An 18,765-nucleotide genomic window follows, 5' to 3' on the forward strand; every position below is an offset into this window, starting at 1 on the left:
CCGTCCGGTCCTCGGGCCGCAGGTTGGCGGCGATGTAGGAGAGGTCGCGCAGCGTAGCGCTGACAATGCGACGGTCATCGGCGGGGTCCCCTCACCGGAACGCCCCCAGCGGATCGCTCTGCCCTGGCTTTCGCCGTGCCGTCTTGAACTCCGCCGCGTCGACCACCGCTTCCCTCAGCATCATCACACCATAGCGTGTCGCCGCCATCAGGTCGTCGCGCAGCTTCACCACCTGGCCGTCTTTGCGATGGTAGAGCCGAAGCTCCTCGAACCAGGGCAGAAGCGTCGAGAACACCTTGAAGCGGCCGCTCTGCATGCGGTCGAGCATCTCGATCAGCCCGGCCTCGACCGACACCGAACCGTCGGCGAACTGCGCATGGCTGGAAAGCATGTTCAGACCATGCGCGCCATATTGCCGGGCAAGTGCCACGCCCGCACCTTCCAGCGTCTCGCGGCGGCCGTCGCGCGGCCACGCCCAGGGCAGCCATTCGCCCCACGGTTGCAGGGTCAGCGCCTGCATGGCCGGCGTTTGCTGCGAGGCGCGGCAGGCTTTTGCGACATAGACGACGTCGGCCTCCGTGTCCCAGGCGAGATCGACAGCAGCGGAAGGGTGATCCCAGCCGAAATCCAGCGCCCCGAGCCGCGGCCAGTAGCGCGGCAGCCGGAACGGCTCGCAGGCAATCAGTTCCTCCGCCACCGGAAAGATGCGGCCGGAGCCCAGCACCGGAATGCCCCTCGCCCGCGCCTCGCGCTCATGCGCCGGATAGGCCGATACGATCGCGGCGCGCTGCTGCGGCGTGTAATGCTCGGCATCATCGATGGTCATGAAGGTGACGTGGCGGGTCATTTCTTCGCCCTCGCACTTGAATCATGTTGGCAGGCGCCGGCCGTATGGTGTTGTTTGGCCAAGATTTTTCTGGCCAAGGCGGCCGCTCTCCCTTCTCCCCTTGTTGTGGGAGAAGGTGGCCTCGCCCACGGGTCTTGCCTCCGGCAAGCCCGAGGACAGGCTCCGCGAGGTCGGATGAGGGGTGTTAAAGCTTGGCAAAAACCGCACTCCGTCCAGCACCCCTCTTCCGTCTCGGCGCTGCGCGCCGATCCACCTTCGCCCACAAGGGGAGAAGGCAAGGCCGCCGCCCCCTCACCCCATCCCCTCCACCTCTTCCGCCGACAGAAACAACAGCACCACTTCCGACATGCCGAGCAACGGCGTGAAGGTGACTATGGTGATGCCGCCTGTGGCGTTGGTGCGGGTCAGGCCTTCGGAATAGATGTCGAGCGGTGGTTCCTCGTCGAACCAGACGCCGTGCAGCGTTTCGCCCTGCCACTTCTCGCGGCCCTTCTCAAAACTCTTGAACGACAGCACCGATTCATCGGCCTGCACATCACCGCCGCCGCCATGGCGCACGACGACGCTGTCCAGCCCATGCGGCGCGCCGCGCCCCATGATGGTGCTGACAATGGCGTCGGCCGGGATCATGCCGGTGCCCCACGCCGCCGGCTGCTGCGGCGGGCCGATCAAAATGCGCTGCGGGTTGTCGCGCGTGCCCTCGGCGGTGACGCCCGCCGCCCACAGCCGCACGGCCGTGTCAAAAACCTTGCCTTGCCACCACTCGGGATAGCGGCCGGTGAGATGCATCGCCCATTCGGCGCCGCCGGCCCTTGTCTTGCCGAGCTGGTTGCCGGCCATGAACAGGCGTTCTCGGTTGGCAGCACCGGCCGCATGGAACTCGGCCTGTCGCGGATAAGGCCGGTAGGCGGCAAGCTGGTTAGTGCGCCGCCTCCGGTCCAATTCCCTGAGCAGGCTCAGATACTCGGTCTTCGCCGTCGCAGCCCGGCTTTGCGAGGCACGGTCCTGCGACGCCGGACTTTTCGAGAAACGGCCGCAGGACGGCTTCGAGGCCGCGGATGCGCTGCCTGATTTCGTCATCGCTCAGTGCTTCCAGACTGTTGATGTTGAGATGCAGATCCTTGGGCAGCACCGACAGCACGATCTTCAGATACTGATCGGGCTTTTCGGTACGAACCTCGGCGATGACACCGGCGCCATGCGCCCGGAAATCGGCGCGGATGGTTTCCAGAAAACCATCGGCCAGCGTTTTTTTCGCTCGCTTCAGCCGGCCGGAAGGCTTGGGTTCGGCCACATCAGCCGGTTCGTCGTCGAAAGGATTCTCGGCCATGGCCTACCGCGATGCTGGTGATTGGCGAAAGCCGAGGTGACATCCGATCGCCCCCAAGTGGGGGAGATGTCCGGCAGGACAGAGGGGGGCGCTGTCCCGCCGACATTTGATATCGGCAACACAGGCACGAACTTGTGAGAAGGCTTGAATTAAAAAAACCCGCCTCGGTGGGCGGGTCGTTGGCGCAAATCAGCACCATGACTATATTCCTAGCATAGCTGCCGTCACAAAGCAAGCGAAATCTCGCGGGCCGGCCTAAAATTCGGCTGCGCGCCGCGCTATGCTGCAGCTGTCCGGATCGGAACCGGCGCTCGCGCGTTTGCAATTTGCCAATGGGAGCAAAGCCATGAATGTCGCCAATCTGCAACTCGAGGGCCTGCTGATGGCCGTCGCATCGATCAATCAGGTCCTTGTCCGCAAGGGCGTGCTGACGGTCGAAGAGATAGACATCGCCTTGCGCAAGGCCGAAGCCAGCGAGACCAGCGAGGAGCGCTCAGAAGGCATGTCGGCCTCGAGCCGCGATGCCGTCAACTTCCCGATCCGGCTGCTGGAACTGGCGAACCAGTGTCAGCCGGAGGCGGACATGCCGTCCTTCTCCAAACTGGCGCGCATGGTCGGCCAGATGAAGGAACCCTACAACGACCAGATGTGACGTCGCGATCGCCCCCGTCCGGTCGGACCGCCGCTTGCCAGCCGAGCTACGATCAGCTGGCCGATGCAGGCTTCCAGGTCAGCACACGGCCCGGCCCATGCACGGCGGCAAACAGCAGCCCGGCCAGGAAAGTAAAATGATCGACGAAAAAGCCGAACTCGGCCTGGTTTCCGGCCCAGTGCGACGGCCCGTGGAAGGCAAAGGCGAGGAACAGCACATAGGCTCCGGCGACAAGAGCGGCCTGCGAGAACAAGGCGCCGGTCAGGAAGCACAGCACGAGGACGACTTCGAGCACGGCCGCGCACCAGGCCAGAAACAGCGGGAACGGAAATCCGGCGGCGGCGATGTAGCCCGCGGTGGCGCCCATGTCGATGAATTTGAAGGTCACCGCCATGAGGAAGACGGCTGCGAAGATCAAGCGGCCAGTCAGGATTGCCGCGGTCTGCCACGGTGGTTGAGCCGGTGATTGGGTGGTTTCCGATGACATGCCGTCCTCCAGGGTTGCGACCGATTTCGCCCCAAGGACGTTGCACCAGCCGCAAACCCGACATCATCCCCCGAGAATACTGGCTGAGACAGCGCAAGCAGCCAGGCCGCTGCAGGACTGGGTTCCTCTCCCCCACCGAAGTGGGGGAGAGGTGGCGCGGCGAAGCCGCGACGGAGAGGGGGACAGCGCCTGCAAAGAAAAGGCCCCTCTCCGGCCGCTTCGCGGCCACCTCTCCCCCCGCTTCGCGCGGGGCGAGGAACCCAAGCCTGGATCTACTCGGCCGCGTGGTGGCTGATCGGTGCCCGCACAGTCCCATACTGGCCGCTCCAGCGGTCGGTCATGTCGCAGCGTATGTCCCACAGCTCCGGGAAGAAGCGATGCAGGGCGCCGGCCTGCAGCAGTTCGACCGGCCGGCCCTTGAGCGATTTCGAGCCGAGCCCGATCGAGCGGTGGATGAGATAAAGATGATTGGCGCGGAATTTCTGGAACAGCTCGTCGAATTCGATCAGCGCCTCGGCGACGACATAGCTGTCGCCGTGATCATAGCTGACATCGTAGACATCCTCGACCGAGAGCCCGCGACCATCGAGATAGGACGCCTTGAACGCCCGCCACAGGTCCGGCGGCATGCGCAGCAAGAGCCTGAAGCCCGGCGATTCCTGGCCGCTGCCGTTGCCGAGCTGCAGCCGAATCTCCTGGTATTCCTTGGGCGACATGGTTTCGAGCAGGTCGAGCTGCGCCGTCATCAGGCGCATCAGCCGATGCACCCGCCCCATCAGCGTGACGATGCGATGGGTGTTCTGCTGCTCGAGGAAGTCGACGACATCGACCAGCGTGTAGGCGATGAGCTTCATCCACAGCTCCTCGACCTGGTGGACGATCTGGAACTGCAGCTCGTCGGCATTGACCATCTCGGCCAGCGGCTTCTGGCAGGCGAGTAGCTTGTCGCAGCTGAGGTAGACCCCATAGTCGCGCATCTCGGGCGCTTCGATACGGGCGTAATAATCCGGCTTGTGCATGGCAGCTGCTCCTTTGCCCGGCCCATAGGGCTCCCTGTTCGGTCCGAGCCCGCAGTTTAGTCGCTTTTCACTTGAACATTGTTCCTTTGTGTTATCCAAATGCCAGAAAATGGAGGACGAATGTTCGTGCATCGCGAAGGTTTGGAGAACGTGTGATGCTGGATGCGGTCGACCGGAAGATCGTCGCGGCGCTGGAACGCGATGCGCGCACCTCCTTCGCAGTGCTCGCCGACGAGGTCGGCTTAAGCAAGACGCCGTGCTGGAAGCGGGTCAAGGCGCTGGAGGACGCCGGCATCATCCGCGGCTACTCGACGCGGGTCGACCCGGCCAAGCTCGGCTTCGGCATCGAAGCTTTCATCCAGGTGTCGATCGATTTCGAACTCTCCGAAGCCTTCGAGGCCGCCGTCCAGGCGCATCCGCTGATCCGGCGCTGCCACGCCACGACAGGCGAGGCCGACTATCTCCTGCAGATCGTGGCCGTCGACATGATGGCGCTGGACAGGATGCTGCGCGTCGAGCTCAGCCGCCTGCCGGGCGTGCGCCGCACGATCACCTCGATGGCGATGCGCGAGATCAAGGATGACATTTCTTTCGCCAATGCCGTGGGGCATGCCCAGCAGAATCGATAGCATAGCGGGCCGGCAACGGTCTTGCCCCGGTCTGGTCGCGTCGCACCGCTATTTTTCGCTTACCTTAGGGGTTTGGGCGCGGTATCCGCGACTTAAGGCGTGTAGCCCAGCGCTGCCAGGGCCGACAGCCCTGCAGCCAGGCCAATTGCGATAACAATGCCGAAATGCCGTTCCAGGAATTTGCGCCCCTGCCAGTCGTATCGCATATCTGAAAACTCCGCCGCGTAATCTGGGGCAGCGTGTTCAGGCGTCAAGGCCGGGTCCTTGACAGGCGGTAGACAGGCAGTTGCCATTGTTCATATCGTGGTTCATATCGGAACGTGGAACGACGGCCGAGCATTCCTGCGCTAAAGCTGAGCTTCGATGGCAGCCTTGTCTATGACAGACCATACTTCTACAATCTTTTTGTCCCCAAATTCATAGATAACATTCTCGGCAAAGGAAACTCTCCTCCCATTTACAGGGAGGCCGAGGAAGCTTTCTTTCGGCGCGCAGTCGAACCCGAGCCGGCTCGCTATGTAGGGCGGATCGGAAATCAGCATCTGGACGTTGAAATAAAGGTCCGGAATTTCAGCAAAGTCTCTCTCCAGCATTTTGCGATAATCTGATAGACCGAGCCGCCGACCGTTGTGGACCACTTCATCATCAACGAACTGCCCCAGCTTCGGCCAGTCCTGCTTGTTCAGGCAGGCAATGTAGTCTCGGTAGATGTCGGAGAGGTCGGTTCTAGTCACGGCGATTGCTCCCGTCCCTGCAAGGCCCCGCCGAAAGGGCGTGTCTCATGCTCGAGCCGATGATGACATGAAGCAGCTTCATGCGCGGATGAGAAAGTGCTAGATAGCGTCACTTCCTCTATTCCCGCTTCGTCTAATGGTAGGACAGCGCCCTTTGAAGGCGTGAATCGTGGTTCGAGCCCATGAGCGGGAACCAGCATCGCCCCGCCGGGCAACCGGTCAGACCGGCGTGCCTCCCCTTTCCAAACTGGCATGGATGGTCGGGCCGACCAAGGAACCCTATAACCACCAGATATGATGGAGGACGACATGGCCGACGACAAATCCAGGAGCAAGCAGGACCGCAAACCGGCCGCCGGCGAGAAGCCTTACGACGTAGCGGCGTTTGCGAAAAAATATGGTATACCGCCGAGCGAGGCCGCGACCATCATCAAGCGGTACGGGCCTTCGAGAAAGAAGCTCGACGCGCATATGGCGAGCCGCAACGCCTGACCCGCATCGGCGGCGGCCTGCAGGATAGGTGTTGCGATTATATTAGCCTGAGCGCATATTTTGTCAGCCGGTGAACCAACCAAGCCGGTCAGGCTCGGCGCCAGCCCCTCCCTCGATCCCCTCGACGCCGAGCCGCTGGGGGATCGGCGGCCCTGGAGGCGAACCATGCCCATGTATCTCTCACGATTCAGCTATACGCCCGAGACCTGGGCGCGCCTGATCGAAAACCCCGAGGATAGACGCGAGGCAGCCCGCACCTACATCGAATCGGTAGGCGGAAAGCTGCACGGGTTCTGGTACGGCTTCGGAGAGCACGATGGCTGGAACCTGTGGGAAGCGCCCGACAACGTTTCGATGGCATCGGTCATGCTTGCCATTGGTGCGGGAGGAGCGCTCAGTTCGTACGAGACCACCGTTCTCCTGAGCGTCGAAGAGACGATGCAAGCGCTTGGCAAGGCGAAGTCGGTCCGCTATCGCCCGCCGGGAAAGTCCTGACCAGTCGCGCATCACGGCGCCGGACCGGTTTCGCGGACTTTTCGCCCGGTTAGCCCGGAGAGATCCGGGCTAGGCTCGCCGTCCGGCTGGTGCCGGCGCGCTCGCCCGTGTCTTGCTCGCCCGTGCCACGCTCGCTTGTGTCGCGCTCGCCCGGGCCGCGCACGCCCGCGCCACGATCGCCTGCAGCGGTTCCGGCCGGTGCAGCAGAAATCCCTGGCCGAAGGCAATGCCCATATCCGCGAGGATGTCGAGCGCATCCTGCGCTTCGATCTTCTCCGCCACCACGGAGCAGCCGAGGCTCCTGGCGATGCCGGATATCGCCGAGACGATCTCGCGGTCGAAGCGGCTATCGGCAATATGCTCGATGAACGAGCCGTCGATCTTGATCGTGTCGACGGGAAAGCGCCGGAGATATTCGAACGAGCTCATGCCCGCCCCGAAATCGTCGAGGCTGACGCGGCAGCGCCGCTCGCGCGCCTTGCCGACGAACTGCTCGGCAGCTGCGAAATTGGTGACCGCGGCGGTTTCGGTGATCTCGAAGCCGATGCCGGAATGCGGCGCCCCGGTCTCGGCGATGATGGCGTCGACGAAATCCCAAAGCTGCGGGTCGCTGAGCGTCTGCGCCGACAGGTTGAAGCCGAGCGTGAGCGCCCCTGACTTCAGCGCCGGACCATGAAGCGACAGCGCCGTCCTGATGATCCAGCGGTCGAGCCGCGAGGCGACGCCGAACCGCTCCGCCGCCGGGATGAACTCGCCCGGCGGGATCAGCCGCCCGTTGCGGCCGGCGAGCCGCGCCAGGACCTCGACATGGCGGCTTTCTTGCCAGGGTTTTCCGAGCTGGTGGATTTCCTGGCCGAACAGTTTCAGCCTTCCGTCCGCCATGGCGTCGACGGTGTCGGCCGCCAGCCGCGCCGCATTGAGCCCGCTGGAACCGGACGTCGTCTCGGGCGAGAACACCGCGAAGCGATTGCGCCCGGCAGCCTTGGCCGCATAGCAGGCGTCGTCGGCGCAGGCGAGCGCGTCGGCCACTGCGGTATTCGCATCGGCGACAAAGGCGATGCCGATGCTGGCCGCGAGCTTGCGCGACGTCGCCGTCAAGCCGAGATCGGCATCGCGAACCGCCGCGAGAACGGCGCCGGCGAGACGCTCGGCTTGCGCTGCGTCGCAATCAGGCACCAGCAGCGCGAACTCGTCGCCGCCGAGGCGCGCGGCGTGCACCGACGGCGGCAGACAGCCCAGAATGCGCTCGGCGACGCTCTTCAGGGCAAGGTCGCCGGCGGCGTGGCCGGCGAAGTCGTTCAGTGCCTTGAAGTAGTCGAGATCCACGTAGAACACCGCGAGCCGGCGCGCCGTTGCGATGTGCTTGGCCAGCAGCCGGTCGAAAGCGGCGCGGTTCAAAAGGCCGGTCAGCGCGTCATGGCGGGCCGCATGGGCAAGTTCCTGCTCGCGTTGCTTCGCCTCGGTGATGTCGCGCACCGTGCCCAGGATCTGGCCCGACGACTGGGCGTCGGCGAACCGTATCAGCGATTCGAGATGTCGGATTTCGCCGTCCCGCTTGATGATGCGGTATTGCACGGCGACGACCTTTTGCGTTTGCAGCGGCGCCAAATGGGCCCGCTCGGCGTCGGCCCGGTCGTCCGGATGCAGATAGCTGTGCCAGAGGTCTTGCGACACTTCGTCGGTGTCGGCGACAAGCCCGTAGATGTCCCGCGTCCGCTTGTCCCAGTAGCTTTTGCGTGTGGCGAGATCGTGGTGCCAGATGCCGGTGCCGCTGGCCGCCAATGCCAGGCGAAAGCGGACGTTGACCTGTTCAAGCTCTGCTTCCGCCTGCTTCTGCTTGGTGATGTCGGTCTGGACGCCCATCAGTCTGACCGGCCGGCCTTCGGCGTCGCGTTCGACCACTCCGCCGCGATCGAGAACCCATACCCAGTGACCGGATTTGTGCTTCAGCCTGAGCTCGGTCTCGATCGAATCGGTCAGGCCGGCAATGTGGCGTTCGCCGCTGGCCAACGCCCGCTCGCGATCGTCGGGATGCGTCAGCTGCAGCCAGAGATCGCTTGTCTCGGCAAGCTCACCCTCGCCATAGCCGAGCATCTGCAACCACATCGCCGAGTAGAAACAGTCGCCGCTCCTGAGATCCCAATCCCAGACGCCAAGATGCGCGCGTTCGAGCGCCAGCTCCCAGAACTCTCCGTCGCGATTTTTCTTTTCGGCCATGCTCTGGACTTCGCCTGCCTCGTCGCCGCTATTATGAGGCAAAAGCAAAGAAGAATCCGTTACTGCGCAGCGGCTGGGGTGGACGGCCAATTTCTCTCACCCTGACACCCACGAGGCGGGAACTTTGCCGCAATGGCAGCCACAGCCGCGACGGCGCCAGCCTCACTTCTTCCCTTGCGGGTAGATCGCCTCACCGCGCTTCAGCATCTCGACGAAGGCGGCGATCTTCTTCTCGCGGCCAGCCTCGGTCTTCATGTTGTGGATGCGGAAGGCGAGCGCGAAGCGGTTCTGCGCGCTGAGCCTTGCCAGCATCGCCTTTGCCTCGGGCTCGGCGTCTATTGCGGCCCGCAGATCCGCGGGGATTTTCATGTCCTTGCCGCTTGCATAGGCGCGCGCCCAGCGCCCGTCGGCCTTCGCCGCCTCGACCTGTTTGAGCCCATGCTCGGTCATCCGGCCCGCCTCGATCAGCCGGGCGACGTTGTCGACGTTGATCTGGCTCCAGATGCTCTTCCTGCCGCGCGGTGTGTAGCGCTGCAAATAGCTCTTGTCGTCGAGCCCCTTGCGCACGGCATCGATCCAGCCCCAGCACAGCACGACGTCGATGGCCTCCTTGGGCGTGATCGAAGGCAGTCCCGAACCGACCTTGTGGATCTTGATCCAGATTTCTGTCTCGGTGTCGTGATGCTTGCCGAGCCAGGTGTAGAAGCTCTCGGCATCGCTGAATTCGCGGACCTTGGCGGGGTCGACCTCGACTGGCGCCATCAGCGGGTCTGCCTTTCTGTGGTCGTCATCGGTTCTCCTTTGTCGCTGCTTGGCTCCGATCGAATGGAGCAACAGTGGCCTTGTTGCAAGGCCGGCGCCCATGGCGGTCCTTCAAATCGTGATGTAATAACCTGCGGCCTTCCGGCTCGGCGCTGCGCGCCGATCCACCTTCTCCCACAAGGCCCACAAGGGGGGAAGGAAAGGAGCTTCACTGCAGCTGCGGTTTCTTGAGAAAGCTGTTGCGGTCGGCCGACTTGACGCGCAGCCAGGTTTCGCGGCCGTCGCGCACAACCCGCAACGGGATCTCCGCCCCCGCCTGGTTCTGCCACAACTTGCGGTAGAAATCGGCGAGCCCGTCGACTTCGCCGTCGCGCACATCCGAGATGATGTCGCCCTGGCGCAGGCCGGCTTCGGCGGCCGGGCTGCCTTCGGCGACGCTCATCACCACGACCTCGCCATTGCTTTCGGCGGAGAAGGCGCCGAGCCATGGGCGCGGTGGCTTGGCAACCTGGCCGCGTGTCAGCAGATCGTCGAGGATGGGCGGCAGCAGGTCGATCGGCACCACCATGTTGATATCGGCGATCTCGCCGGCGCGGCTCATCTGCAGGCGCAGCGAACCGATGCCGAGCAGCCTGCCGTCCTGCCCGATGAGGGCCGCACCTCCCCATGACGGATGAGCCGGCGCGGTGAAGATCGCCTCGTCCAGCAGATATTCCCAATAGCCGGCGAATTCCTGCTTGGTGACGATGTACGCGCTTACCGCCTGGCCGATGCCGTCGGCGAGCACCACCGGGTCGCCGGCCATCGCCCTGGCCGCGTCGCCGAAAGCCACTGCGGGCAGGGAGAGCGGGGCCAGCGCCTGCACCAGGCCGAAGCCCGTTTCCTGGTCGTAGGCGAGCGCGTGCGCGGGAATCACGCGCCCGCTGTGGTCGGTCAGCCAGACTTCTTCCGCCTCGGTGATCAGATAGCCGATGGTGAGCACCAGGCCGTTGTCGCGAATGACCACGCCGCTGCCTTCCCGGCTGGTGCCTAGCGCATTCGCGGTGAAGGCATCATCCGGGATCGAAGCCCGCACCGTCACGATGGACCGCAAAATCGTATCGATGGTCATGCTCTCAATCCTGGCCATATTCACGACGACCGTTCAGAGGGCCGGCATCTTCTATAGCTATGGCGCATGTGACGAGGCGCAAGGGCCGGATGCAATCGCGCAGGCTTGCGCTGCCGATATCGACAATAGTTCAACACAAGTTGAACTTCCGTGAGCCCGCACTACCTGTATCTATGCAAGCTGATCCTCCCCAAGACCCTCTCCGCTCACATCAAAGGCCTCCGAAATGAACCAATACACACCGCCGAAAGTATGGACCTGGAACAAGGAGAATGGCGGCGCCTTCGCCAGCATCAACCGGCCGATCGCCGGCCCGACGCATGACAAGCAGTTGCCGGTCGGCAAGCATCCGCTGCAGCTTTACTCGCAGGCGACACCAAACGGCGTGAAGGTGACGATCATGCTGGAGGAGTTGTTGGCGCGCGGCCACAAAGGCGCCGAATATGACGCCTGGCTGATCAGGATCAACGACGGCGACCAGTTCGGCAGCGGCTTCGTCGAGGTCAATCCCAACTCCAAGATCCCGGCGCTGATGGACCGCAGCGGGCCAAAGCCGATCCGCGTCTTCGAATCCGGCTCGATCCTGCTGCATCTGGCCGAGAAGTTCGGCGAGTTCCTGCCGATCGAGCAGCCGGCGCGCGCAGAAACCCTGTCGTGGCTGTTTTGGCAAATGGGCTCGGCGCCCTATCTCGGCGGCGGCTTCGGCCATTTCTACGCCTATGCACCGGAAAAGTTCGAATATGCCATCGACCGCTTCGCCATGGAGGTGAAGCGCCAGATGGACGTGCTCGACCGGCGGCTGGCTGAAAGCGAATATCTCGGCGGCGACGCCTACACGATTGCCGACATCGCCGTGTGGCCCTGGTATGGCGGGCTGGCCAAGGGCCGCATGTACAACGACGCCGGCGCGTTCCTGTCGGTGCAGGAATACAAGCACGTGCAGCGCTGGGCCGACGCGATCGACGCGCGGCCGGCGGTGCAGCGCGGCCGCATGGTCAACCGCGCCTTCGGCGAGCCGGCGATGCAACTGCACGAGCGCCACGACGCCAGCGACTTCGACACCAGGACGCAGGACAAGCTGGCGGCGGAATGATCGGAGCGACGGAGCTGGAGCGGATGACGCGCTGCGCAGTATCGGGCATATGCACCCGGAGATATATACTGGTTGACTAAAGTAACGGAACGTCCAAGGCACATTCCCAGAACCGAACATGTCCGCTTTCAAGCGGTTTAGACCATACTGTCTATCTGATGAACATCATGGTCTAGGCATGTTTATATTTGTGGTGGCCGACCTGAATCTCGAAACCGCATGCAGTCTCGACGGTCCAGTACTCGCGGGTCGCGGTCACTGTGTGTCTTTCGTTCGGCCCTATAGATCAGCCGGACGACGGACAAAAAATATCCAAGCTGCAGAACGATCAAGGTGAGGACCGTCCAGCCGAGCGCCTTCCAGATTGAACCCGTTGCCAAAAAAGTCGAGAGCGCCACGACGAATGCCGCGGCGGTCATCCCCACCAGGAACTGTGGAAAATTCATCGCTCTTCAAGACCGCCCCGGAGCTTCTAACAGCCGCGACGACCACCCTTGCCCATTTACCCCGGACCAAGGTTTTCACCCTTTTGTTGGTTGCGCAAGTGGCAAATGGATGGGAAGTATTTAATGCAACCTATGGTTGATATAAATAAGAAGATGTCGGCGGGACAGTACCCCCCCTCTGTCCTGCCGGGCATTGGGGTGATGGCCGGTAGGCCAGAGGGGGGGCGCTGTCCCGCCGGCGTCAAAAACTACTACAGGCGCAACGCTCAGGCCGACATGGCCAGCGGCCTAGCGCTCTTGTTGGGGATCTGGATGTCGATCTCCAGCGTCGACATCGTCTCGCCGCGATCCATCGAGACCTGCAGATAATCCTGGTCGATCTGCACATGCCTGGCGATGACGGCCATGATCTCCTCGCGCAACACCGAGACGAGATCGGGCTGGCTGCGGTTGCGGCGCTCATAGGCGAGCAGCACCTGCAGCCGCTCGCGCGCCACCGGCGCGCTGCCGCGCCGCTTGAAGAGGTCTAACAGGCTCATGCTGCCCTCCTTCCAAAAAGCCGATCGAGAAAGCCCTTGCGCTCGAACGGCACGACGACCGGCAGGTCCTCGCCCTCGAGCCGTTTGGCCGCCTCGATATAGGCGCGGGCGGCGGAGTTGGTCGGATCGCTGAGTGTCACCGGCGACCCGAGGTTGGAGGCCTTGAGCACGTCCTGGCTCTCGGGAATGATGCCCAGCAGCGGCGTCGACAGTATCTCGAGCACATCGTCGATCGAGAGCATTTCGCCGCGCGCCGCGCGCGCCGCATCGTACCGCGTCACCAGCACATGCTTGGCGATCTGCTCGCCCCGCTCGGCCTTGACGGTCCTGGCGTCGAGCAGGCCGATGATGCGATCGGAATCGCGCACCGAGCTGACTTCCGGGTTGGTGACGATGACCGCCTCGTCGGCAAAGCGCATGGCAAGCTGCGCGCCGCGCTCGATGCCGGCCGGGCTGTCGCAGAAGACGTAGTCGAACACCGAGCTCAGCTTTTCGATCACCTCGCCGACGCCCTCCTCGGTCAGCGCATCCTTGTCGCGCGTCTGCGAGGCCGGCAGCAGGAACAGTGTCTCGACCCGCTTGTCGCGGATCAGCGCCTGCGACAGCTTGGCCGTTCCCTGGATGACGTTGACCAGGTCGAACACCACCCGCCGCTCGGCGCCCATGATCAGGTCGAGATTCCTCAAACCCACGTCGAAGTCGACCAGCGCCACCCTCTTGCCGGTTCTCGCGACGGCGGCGCCAAGGGCGGCCGTCGAGGTCGTCTTGCCGACGCCCCCCTTGCCCGAGGTGACCACCACAACTTTGCCCATCTATGCCTCCTTATTGTTGTTTGTATTGTTAAGCGTTTGATTCATGCGATGCGCTTAAGTCTTTGTTTTAATTCTAAAACTGCTGCATACTTTCGGGCGACTGCATTAGCTGAACGGCGCGATGCGCAGCGTGTCTTTTTCCAGAAACGCCTGCACCGCTTTTCCACGCAAGGCCGGCTCCATCTCCTCGGCGGTGCAATACCAGCCGTCGACCGACAGCAGTTCGGCCTCGTTTTTGCGGCAGAAGATGCGCGCCGCCGAATGGCCGAGCACACCGGCCGACGCCCGCCCGCGCAACGTGCCGTAGACGTGGATCGAGCCGGCAGCGACGATCTCGGAACCGGAGGCGACCGAGCCCAGCACGATGACATCGCCATGCGCGTGGAAGATCGACTGGCCCGAGCGAATCGGCGTCTTGACCATCAGCGTGGCCGGCGCGTCCGGCAGCCTGTCTTCTGGTTGCCTGTCTTCTGACTGCTTGCCCGGTTCCGCCCTGCCTTCTTCCGCCCTGCCCGCCTCTTCCGGCCCGCCGGCAGCCTTTTGGTCGGCCTGCATGAGCAGCCCGGCTGTGGCCTCTTTGGCGCCGATCAGCAAAGGCGGCAGACTGGGCTCAAGCACCGTGTTGCCTTCGAGCTCGATGGCATAGATGCGGATGCCGCGCAGGCCAAGCTCGGCAACCAGCGCTTCGATCTGGCTGACCGCGGGCTTCAACGTGTTGAGGTTGAGCACCACCGGGCGGCCGGCAAAATAGCCGGGAGAATTGCCGATCCAGCGGTCGAGGCTTTCCAGCCACTCCGAAAGCGGCGTCTCCGGGGTGAGCGTGAAGGCGACGAAGGAGCGGGCGCGAAAGCGAATGGATTTGGTCTCGACGGGGGCGGCGAAGGTCACGGACAGCGATTCCTTACTGATAGGTAAACGCTAGCCAGCCATGGTTAACGAAAGGTTAACGGAGGGCTGTTTGCGGCGTCCGGAAAGCTGTTACTGACAGGCTCGGCGTGTCAGCAGCCGCAGACAACGCTGGAAATCGCCGGCCCCTCCTCGACACCTTGCTGGCTAAGTGCCCTTCGCTGCGTCCTCGATCAGTTCCGCCAGCAAGCTAGAGAACCGCTCGTCAGCCCTATCCCCGATGTTTCCCACTTCTCTTGCCACAATCCCCGGCGAAGAGACCGACACTTGTCCACTCAGCTGAACGTTGACCGTGAACGTTCTTCCGACCACCTCCTTTTCCGTTCCCCGCTTCCTGTAGATTCTGAACCGAATAGATGGTGTTGATGCTTTGGCTTGGCGGCGTGGCGCGGTGTCCATCTCGACGGCCACCTCGCCTGCTACGTCAGCCCTGGCCGTTTCCAGCGACGCAACCACGACGTCGTTTAGCCAGGCCCTTGCTTGCGCGCCGAAGTCCACCCCCTCGGCCTTCTCATTGCCGACCTTCTCCTCTTGCTCACGGCGAGCTTCCTTGCCGCGGTCAAGGGCATCTTTGAACTTAGACATGGTGGTTAGCCTCCAATTGTGAGCGCATGAGACCAGCTGTCACATCGCCATGCTCCTCCTAATGGGTAGAACGCGCGCGAGCGGTGTGCGTTGCGTAGGCGGAGCCCGCGGTTCGCCGTGCTGCGCGCGGCGGTATCCTTCTGCCGCGGTCGATCGCCGGGATGGCGGCGGTGATCGTGGCGCTGTGGGCTGGGGTAGCGTGTCAGCAGCCGGCCGGAGAGCGCTGGAAATTACCTGCCCTTTCCCGCAAGATGCCTGAACATCCCTGGGCTCGACATGTGCAACCTCTACAACATCACCACCAGCCAGGAGGCGATCCGCCAGTGGACCCGCGCCTTGCGCGACAGTCTCGGCAATCTCGAGCCCTCCATCGACATCTACCCCAACCAGCCCGGCCCGGTAGTGCGCAACGCGCCGGACGGTGAGCGGGAACTGGCCAACCTGCTGTGGGGCATGCCGACGCCGGTCGAGCGCGTGAAGGGCAAGGCCGACTACGGCACCACCAACATCCGCAACCCGCAATACGGCCACTGGCAGCAATATCTCGGCGTCGAGAACCGCTGCGTGGTGCCGCTGACCAGTTTTGCCGAACCGAGCCCAACGCCGGGCGACAAGGACCCGGATACCGGTATCCAGAAAAACTACTGGTTCGCGCTGAACGAGGCGCGGCCGCTGTTCTTCTTCGCCGGCCTGTGGACGCCCTGGCAAGGCGTGCGCAAGGTCAAGGATGGCCCCGGCGAGTTCGAGCTCTACGGTTTTCTGACCACCAGGCCCAACGCCCTGATCGCGCCGATCCACGAGAAGGCGATGCCCGTGATCCTAACCACGCAGGAGGAAACCGAGACCTGGCTGACCGCACCGTGGTCGCAGGCCAGGCACCTGCAGCGCACGGCACCCGACGACGCGCTGGTGATCGTCGACAAGCCGGCGACACAGATAAAATTTCCGCCGCAGGCCCCACAGGCGCCGGTATAGGGTTCGCTGTTCTAAAGCTTGAATTGTTGCAGCACCCAGATGTAGCCCTTCGGCGGATGGTCCTGGTCGACGAACTGGGTCTTCACCGTCGTGTCCGTTCGGTTGCACCGCTTGCATCTGAATCGGATGGTCTCCAGCGGCTTGTTCCAGCCCACCACCTTGGCCACGTCGTTGGCCCGAAAACGCCCGACATGGTAGCAGTGGCCGCACTCGACGATCAGCAGCATGTTGGCCTTCGCGGCACGTCCAACGCTGTCCATCGGCCCGGCCATGGCCTCATTTCCGAGTCAAATAGCCCTCGGGAAGCGGAAGCAGGCCAAGATCCGGCATCTGGAAATCGGGCTCCTTCTCCGCTACGCTGGCCATCACCTCATGCAATTTTTCGACAAGCCCGCAAAGCTGCCAAAACAGCTCGCCATGCGCCTTCAGATGCAGTTGCGACGAAAGCACCGTCCTGCGCAGGCTGAGAGCGTCGCTGATGATCGCCTCGGCATGCCTCGCCGACAGCCTGTCAAACCGGCTTTTTCGTCTGCCCATCGCGGCTCTCCCCACTTTGTGAGCAACCGCCCCACCACCGACAAATAGGAATGTATTCCTCGCCAAGTCAATTCACACTTAACATTTTTGTTCCCGTTTTGTTCAATTTAAACAGAAACTGTCGGAGGCATCGCCATGGACCACATCGTGACGCTGGACAGACGCCAGGAGGCCGCCCTTCAGGCGATCGCCCAAAAGTTCATCGCCCAGCACAAGGGCGACGCGGTGAAGGCACTCAAGGAGATGATCGTGCTCAATGGGCACCTGCAGGAGCGGCTTGACGCCGTGGAGGGACGGCGCCGGGCGACCCGGTAAGCGCTTAGAGATGACGGTAGCAGGACGCGTGTTCAATCGTGCCGTTCGAAGGTCGGCTTAGCGCCTATCTTGGTCATTCGAAGCAATTTCGCTGTTACTCGAAAGGGGACATCGGCAGCGCGAAGCTATTGGTCCTGGTTGCGCCATGTTCAGACATTCGCGGTGCTTCTCCAGAGCGGACGTTAGCTCATCGGTAGGAGTCGACCTGCGGACCATGCCTGATGGTAGATGTAGGGAACGGCGTGACCCCCATGCGATGAAGCGGCGGTAGGCCGCCGCTCCGAATTTGAGCGGCCCGTCCGGCAACGCTATAATTGACCGGCAGGGGACGTTATCGATGACGCAAATCAGAGCCATGACTGAGCAGGACGTGCCGTCGGTATCGCTGCTCATTGGAGAGTCTTGGCGCAGGACGTACTCGCCAATCATGGGTGCCGAGACCGCGGCCCTGATTTCGGATGAAGATCACACGGCAGCGGATTGCGGCGGAACTTGACAGACACCAACAAAATGTCGTTCGTGGCAGAACGGCCAGACGGCTCGATTGCCGGCTACGCGATGGCCAAGATGAATGAAGCCGGCGACGTCATGCTTGACCGGCTCCACATCGATCAAAGCGAGTACGGCACCGGGCTAGCCGCTAATATATTGCACGCTGTCTTTGCCGCCCATTCCGGCATCCTGAGCATCGCACTCGAAGTGCTCGAGGGAAACGACCGGGCAATGGCCTTTTACCGCAAACATGGTTCGAAGTGGCCGCGTTGCACGGTGCAGAAGGCCATGCATCGGTGATTATGCGCAAACTGCTATCGCGCGCCTAGTCGGAACTCGCGCATCGAACAGTACATCACGTCTTCCGTCCCCAACGGCGGCCTCCCCGTTCGCAATCCAAATAGACGTCTTTCAGCTGTTTGATTGGCATGTCAGCGTGAGCGAGCGCGAGGGACTTAACAACTGACATGATCATTTTGAGATCCTCCCCAGTTCCCGTCGGTCAACATTCAGTCCTTGGGGTCGCAGGTGTAGTGCCGTTCGAAGGTCCCGTCCGCGCGCCGCTGCTTGTCGAAGCCGCGATGTAAGGCTCGATCGCGCGCTCGTGGACCAGCCAAAGGGGATCTCGGCCGAGGCGTAGCTACTGCCGGCGGCCAACCGTTTCGGGATCGAGGCCGAAGCGATCCTGGTGCGCTCGATCGTCGTGCCGGCCGCGCCTGCCTCCGCATGACGGATGGCGCGGCTTCGCAAGGCGCAAATGATTTCGTCACGTGAGATGCCGATGTCGCCAAGAACGTCATCGGGTAAACGGCTCAACTGGTCCGTTGCCGACAAGAGAGCTTTTCCCTCGGCGCGGAGGCGTAACCACCTGCGAAATGGACCAATGGCGGCAGCATGAATTATAACCATGATCAGATCGTACCTTCATTGATCTGAATTGACCGGTACGGAACGGCGCGAACGGCACTCCGGGCGAGAGCGTCAGCCGTCCGCGAGGCAAGTTAGGCGTAGTGGTCGATGGATTGGTTTTGCCGCCGCGTGCCCATACGGCGGGCGGTGGCTGGCCCCGGGCCACGCATGTAATAAAGCTCCGGGCGGTAGCGCGGCGCGACGAATTTGCGAAACCCCGCAGCAAGTTTTGTGACGGGAGCCAAGAATTTCATGACTGTTCCCTTTCCTTTCGCCGGCTTGCGCACGAGCCGGCGGGCCTGACGTTGCAACAAGGATATGACAGTCGAACCAGGCTCGGCTGTGGGAATTCCCACACCGGGGAAAACATTGGAAAAATCC

General features: G+C 62.8%; 26 protein-coding genes and 1 tRNA gene. 10 read left to right on the top strand and 17 right to left on the bottom strand.

Annotation, left to right across the window (positions count from 1 at the left end; all coding sequences use genetic code 11):
* Positions 1 to 91: 91 nt before the first annotated feature.
* The 3 genes from AC0L2Z_RS12550 to AC0L2Z_RS12560 all read right to left on the bottom strand — a co-directional run bounded on the left by AC0L2Z_RS12550 (position 92) and on the right by AC0L2Z_RS12560 (position 2,177).
* A complete protein-coding gene (locus AC0L2Z_RS12550; protein WP_473628072.1) occupies positions 92 to 847 on the bottom strand; it encodes a phage terminase large subunit family protein in 756 nt (251 codons plus the stop codon).
* 291 nt (positions 848 to 1,138) lie between these two features.
* On the bottom strand, positions 1,139 to 1,687 hold the full coding sequence (locus AC0L2Z_RS12555; protein WP_287052791.1) for a terminase large subunit domain-containing protein: 549 nt from the start codon (positions 1,685 to 1,687) through the stop codon (positions 1,139 to 1,141).
* Between the two features lie 79 nt (positions 1,688 to 1,766).
* Entirely contained in the window at positions 1,767 to 2,177 is a 411-nt protein-coding gene (locus AC0L2Z_RS12560) for a hypothetical protein (RefSeq protein WP_473628071.1), read from the bottom strand.
* Positions 2,178 to 2,523: 346 nt separating this feature from the next.
* Between AC0L2Z_RS12560 and AC0L2Z_RS12565 the strand changes: the two genes are divergently transcribed.
* Positions 2,524 to 2,829 carry a hypothetical protein gene (locus tag AC0L2Z_RS12565; RefSeq protein WP_023803842.1) on the top strand — a complete coding sequence of 102 codons (306 nt, stop codon included), beginning with the start codon at positions 2,524 to 2,526 and terminating at the stop codon, positions 2,827 to 2,829.
* Positions 2,830 to 2,881: 52 nt separating this feature from the next.
* Here AC0L2Z_RS12565 and AC0L2Z_RS12570 read toward each other — a convergent pair whose 3' ends face one another.
* Together AC0L2Z_RS12570 and AC0L2Z_RS12575 are read right to left on the bottom strand one after the other, a co-directional pair.
* The gene (locus AC0L2Z_RS12570) at positions 2,882 to 3,316 is read right to left on the bottom strand and encodes a DoxX family protein (RefSeq protein ID WP_128174995.1); all 435 of its coding nucleotides are present in this window, start codon (positions 3,314 to 3,316) and stop codon (positions 2,882 to 2,884) included.
* A gap of 272 nt (positions 3,317 to 3,588) precedes the next feature.
* Positions 3,589 to 4,335: a tryptophan 2,3-dioxygenase family protein gene (locus AC0L2Z_RS12575; RefSeq protein ID WP_128170516.1), complete on the bottom strand. Its 747-nt coding sequence runs from the start codon at positions 4,333 to 4,335 to the stop codon at positions 3,589 to 3,591.
* A 155-nt stretch (positions 4,336 to 4,490) separates the two neighbouring features.
* Between AC0L2Z_RS12575 and AC0L2Z_RS12580 the strand changes: the two genes are divergently transcribed.
* Positions 4,491 to 4,964 carry an Lrp/AsnC family transcriptional regulator gene (locus AC0L2Z_RS12580; protein WP_473628070.1) on the top strand — a complete coding sequence of 158 codons (474 nt, stop codon included), beginning with the start codon at positions 4,491 to 4,493 and terminating at the stop codon, positions 4,962 to 4,964.
* 92 nt (positions 4,965 to 5,056) lie between these two features.
* On the opposite strand, the gene AC0L2Z_RS12585 is transcribed toward AC0L2Z_RS12580, so the two are convergent.
* Together AC0L2Z_RS12585 and AC0L2Z_RS12590 are read right to left on the bottom strand one after the other, a co-directional pair.
* A complete protein-coding gene (locus AC0L2Z_RS12585) occupies positions 5,057 to 5,218 on the bottom strand; it encodes a hypothetical protein (protein WP_156941651.1) in 162 nt (53 codons plus the stop codon).
* 93 nt (positions 5,219 to 5,311) lie between these two features.
* Positions 5,312 to 5,698 carry an ester cyclase gene (locus AC0L2Z_RS12590; RefSeq protein WP_287176245.1) on the bottom strand — a complete coding sequence of 129 codons (387 nt, stop codon included), beginning with the start codon at positions 5,696 to 5,698 and terminating at the stop codon, positions 5,312 to 5,314.
* Positions 5,699 to 5,820: 122 nt separating this feature from the next.
* Here AC0L2Z_RS12590 and AC0L2Z_RS12595 point away from each other — a divergent pair.
* The 3 genes from AC0L2Z_RS12595 to AC0L2Z_RS12605 all read left to right on the top strand — a co-directional run bounded on the left by AC0L2Z_RS12595 (position 5,821) and on the right by AC0L2Z_RS12605 (position 6,685).
* Positions 5,821 to 5,894 (top strand) — tRNA-Gln (locus AC0L2Z_RS12595).
* Positions 5,895 to 6,007: 113 nt separating this feature from the next.
* Positions 6,008 to 6,190 carry a DUF3606 domain-containing protein gene (locus tag AC0L2Z_RS12600; RefSeq protein WP_473628069.1) on the top strand — a complete coding sequence of 61 codons (183 nt, stop codon included), beginning with the start codon at positions 6,008 to 6,010 and terminating at the stop codon, positions 6,188 to 6,190.
* A gap of 165 nt (positions 6,191 to 6,355) precedes the next feature.
* Complete coding sequence (locus tag AC0L2Z_RS12605) at positions 6,356 to 6,685, top strand: GYD domain-containing protein (RefSeq protein ID WP_027155386.1); 330 nt, start codon at positions 6,356 to 6,358, stop codon at positions 6,683 to 6,685.
* Between the two features lie 69 nt (positions 6,686 to 6,754).
* Here AC0L2Z_RS12605 and AC0L2Z_RS12610 read toward each other — a convergent pair whose 3' ends face one another.
* From AC0L2Z_RS12610 to AC0L2Z_RS12620, 3 genes are all read right to left on the bottom strand, one after another.
* A complete protein-coding gene (locus tag AC0L2Z_RS12610; RefSeq protein WP_473628067.1) occupies positions 6,755 to 8,902 on the bottom strand; it encodes an EAL domain-containing protein in 2,148 nt (715 codons plus the stop codon).
* A 162-nt stretch (positions 8,903 to 9,064) separates the two neighbouring features.
* Positions 9,065 to 9,664: a YdeI/OmpD-associated family protein gene (locus AC0L2Z_RS12615; RefSeq protein WP_473520153.1), complete on the bottom strand. Its 600-nt coding sequence runs from the start codon at positions 9,662 to 9,664 to the stop codon at positions 9,065 to 9,067.
* A 208-nt stretch (positions 9,665 to 9,872) separates the two neighbouring features.
* Positions 9,873 to 10,775 (bottom strand): S1C family serine protease, encoded by a 903-nt coding sequence (locus AC0L2Z_RS12620; protein WP_023803851.1) that lies wholly within the window; start codon positions 10,773 to 10,775, stop codon positions 9,873 to 9,875.
* Between AC0L2Z_RS12620 and AC0L2Z_RS12625 the strand changes: the two genes are divergently transcribed.
* Complete coding sequence (locus tag AC0L2Z_RS12625; RefSeq protein WP_473628148.1) at positions 10,663 to 10,929, top strand: hypothetical protein; 267 nt, start codon at positions 10,663 to 10,665, stop codon at positions 10,927 to 10,929. The genes AC0L2Z_RS12620 and AC0L2Z_RS12625 overlap by 113 nt on opposite strands.
* Positions 10,930 to 11,001: 72 nt before the next feature.
* Positions 11,002 to 11,868 (top strand): glutathione-dependent disulfide-bond oxidoreductase, encoded by an 867-nt coding sequence (gene yghU / locus AC0L2Z_RS12630; protein WP_287259922.1) that lies wholly within the window; start codon positions 11,002 to 11,004, stop codon positions 11,866 to 11,868.
* A 712-nt stretch (positions 11,869 to 12,580) separates the two neighbouring features.
* Here yghU and minE read toward each other — a convergent pair.
* The 4 genes from minE to AC0L2Z_RS12650 all read right to left on the bottom strand — a co-directional run bounded on the left by minE (position 12,581) and on the right by AC0L2Z_RS12650 (position 15,156).
* Entirely contained in the window at positions 12,581 to 12,853 is a 273-nt protein-coding gene (minE, locus tag AC0L2Z_RS12635) for a cell division topological specificity factor MinE (protein ID WP_023803855.1), read from the bottom strand.
* The gene (gene minD, locus AC0L2Z_RS12640; RefSeq protein WP_023803856.1) at positions 12,850 to 13,665 is read right to left on the bottom strand and encodes a septum site-determining protein MinD; all 816 of its coding nucleotides are present in this window, start codon (positions 13,663 to 13,665) and stop codon (positions 12,850 to 12,852) included. Before minD ends, minE begins: the two co-directional genes overlap by 4 nt.
* A 105-nt stretch (positions 13,666 to 13,770) precedes the next feature.
* Positions 13,771 to 14,553 carry a septum site-determining protein MinC gene (minC, locus tag AC0L2Z_RS12645; protein WP_023803857.1) on the bottom strand — a complete coding sequence of 261 codons (783 nt, stop codon included), beginning with the start codon at positions 14,551 to 14,553 and terminating at the stop codon, positions 13,771 to 13,773.
* A gap of 165 nt (positions 14,554 to 14,718) precedes the next feature.
* A complete protein-coding gene (locus tag AC0L2Z_RS12650) occupies positions 14,719 to 15,156 on the bottom strand; it encodes a hypothetical protein (protein WP_128170524.1) in 438 nt (145 codons plus the stop codon).
* Positions 15,157 to 15,432: 276 nt separating this feature from the next.
* Here AC0L2Z_RS12650 and AC0L2Z_RS12655 point away from each other — a divergent pair, with 276 nt between their 5' ends.
* Positions 15,433 to 16,131, top strand: a complete 699-nt coding sequence (locus AC0L2Z_RS12655; RefSeq protein WP_473628066.1) for an SOS response-associated peptidase — start codon at positions 15,433 to 15,435, stop codon at positions 16,129 to 16,131.
* Positions 16,132 to 16,142: 11 nt separating this feature from the next.
* Here the strand turns inward: AC0L2Z_RS12655 and AC0L2Z_RS12660 are convergent, their stop codons facing one another.
* Positions 16,143 to 16,403 (bottom strand): hypothetical protein, encoded by a 261-nt coding sequence (locus tag AC0L2Z_RS12660; protein ID WP_473628064.1) that lies wholly within the window; start codon positions 16,401 to 16,403, stop codon positions 16,143 to 16,145.
* 4 nt (positions 16,404 to 16,407) lie between these two features.
* Positions 16,408 to 16,668, bottom strand: coding sequence for a hypothetical protein (locus tag AC0L2Z_RS12665; RefSeq protein WP_023803861.1), 261 nt, complete (start codon positions 16,666 to 16,668; stop codon positions 16,408 to 16,410).
* A gap of 135 nt (positions 16,669 to 16,803) precedes the next feature.
* Between AC0L2Z_RS12665 and AC0L2Z_RS12670 the strand changes: the two genes are divergently transcribed.
* Positions 16,804 to 16,983: a hypothetical protein gene (locus AC0L2Z_RS12670; protein ID WP_128247673.1), complete on the top strand. Its 180-nt coding sequence runs from the start codon at positions 16,804 to 16,806 to the stop codon at positions 16,981 to 16,983.
* A 510-nt stretch (positions 16,984 to 17,493) separates the two neighbouring features.
* Positions 17,494 to 17,775: a GNAT family N-acetyltransferase gene (locus tag AC0L2Z_RS12675; protein WP_473628062.1), complete on the top strand. Its 282-nt coding sequence runs from the start codon at positions 17,494 to 17,496 to the stop codon at positions 17,773 to 17,775.
* A 701-nt stretch (positions 17,776 to 18,476) separates the two neighbouring features.
* Here AC0L2Z_RS12675 and AC0L2Z_RS12680 read toward each other — a convergent pair.
* Positions 18,477 to 18,765, bottom strand: a 289-nt coding sequence (locus AC0L2Z_RS12680) for a hypothetical protein (protein WP_473628147.1), incomplete at its 5' end; no start/stop codon positions are given.

The sequence above is a fragment of the Mesorhizobium sp. WSM4850 genome (genome assembly GCF_055811735.1).

Bases quoted from the DNA above. Each gene is read 5' to 3' on its own strand.
- AC0L2Z_RS12550 (WP_473628072.1), bottom strand. From the start codon at position 847: ATGACCCGCCACGTCACCTTCATGACCATCGATGATGCCGAGCATTAC.
- AC0L2Z_RS12555 (WP_287052791.1), bottom strand. From the start codon at position 1,687: ATGGCCGGCAACCAGCTCGGCAAGACAAGGGCCGGCGGCGCCGAATGG.
- AC0L2Z_RS12560 (WP_473628071.1), bottom strand. From the start codon at position 2,177: ATGGCCGAGAATCCTTTCGACGACGAACCGGCTGATGTGGCCGAACCC.
- AC0L2Z_RS12565 (WP_023803842.1), top strand. From the start codon at position 2,524: ATGAATGTCGCCAATCTGCAACTCGAGGGCCTGCTGATGGCCGTCGCA.
- AC0L2Z_RS12570 (WP_128174995.1), bottom strand. From the start codon at position 3,316: ATGTCATCGGAAACCACCCAATCACCGGCTCAACCACCGTGGCAGACC.
- AC0L2Z_RS12575 (WP_128170516.1), bottom strand. From the start codon at position 4,335: ATGCACAAGCCGGATTATTACGCCCGTATCGAAGCGCCCGAGATGCGC.
- AC0L2Z_RS12580 (WP_473628070.1), top strand. From the start codon at position 4,491: ATGCTGGATGCGGTCGACCGGAAGATCGTCGCGGCGCTGGAACGCGAT.
- AC0L2Z_RS12600 (WP_473628069.1), top strand. From the start codon at position 6,008: ATGGCCGACGACAAATCCAGGAGCAAGCAGGACCGCAAACCGGCCGCC.
- AC0L2Z_RS12605 (WP_027155386.1), top strand. From the start codon at position 6,356: ATGCCCATGTATCTCTCACGATTCAGCTATACGCCCGAGACCTGGGCG.
- AC0L2Z_RS12610 (WP_473628067.1), bottom strand. From the start codon at position 8,902: ATGGCCGAAAAGAAAAATCGCGACGGAGAGTTCTGGGAGCTGGCGCTC.
- AC0L2Z_RS12615 (WP_473520153.1), bottom strand. From the start codon at position 9,664: ATGGCGCCAGTCGAGGTCGACCCCGCCAAGGTCCGCGAATTCAGCGAT.
- AC0L2Z_RS12625 (WP_473628148.1), top strand. From the start codon at position 10,663: ATGACCACGCCGCTGCCTTCCCGGCTGGTGCCTAGCGCATTCGCGGTG.
- AC0L2Z_RS12620 (WP_023803851.1), bottom strand. From the start codon at position 10,775: ATGACCATCGATACGATTTTGCGGTCCATCGTGACGGTGCGGGCTTCG.
- yghU (WP_287259922.1), top strand. From the start codon at position 11,002: ATGAACCAATACACACCGCCGAAAGTATGGACCTGGAACAAGGAGAAT.
- minE (WP_023803855.1), bottom strand. From the start codon at position 12,853: ATGAGCCTGTTAGACCTCTTCAAGCGGCGCGGCAGCGCGCCGGTGGCG.
- minD (WP_023803856.1), bottom strand. From the start codon at position 13,665: ATGGGCAAAGTTGTGGTGGTCACCTCGGGCAAGGGGGGCGTCGGCAAG.
- AC0L2Z_RS12650 (WP_128170524.1), bottom strand. From the start codon at position 15,156: ATGTCTAAGTTCAAAGATGCCCTTGACCGCGGCAAGGAAGCTCGCCGT.
- AC0L2Z_RS12655 (WP_473628066.1), top strand. From the start codon at position 15,433: ATGTGCAACCTCTACAACATCACCACCAGCCAGGAGGCGATCCGCCAG.
- AC0L2Z_RS12660 (WP_473628064.1), bottom strand. From the start codon at position 16,403: ATGGCCGGGCCGATGGACAGCGTTGGACGTGCCGCGAAGGCCAACATG.
- AC0L2Z_RS12665 (WP_023803861.1), bottom strand. From the start codon at position 16,668: ATGGGCAGACGAAAAAGCCGGTTTGACAGGCTGTCGGCGAGGCATGCC.
- AC0L2Z_RS12670 (WP_128247673.1), top strand. From the start codon at position 16,804: ATGGACCACATCGTGACGCTGGACAGACGCCAGGAGGCCGCCCTTCAG.
- AC0L2Z_RS12675 (WP_473628062.1), top strand. From the start codon at position 17,494: ATGTCGTTCGTGGCAGAACGGCCAGACGGCTCGATTGCCGGCTACGCG.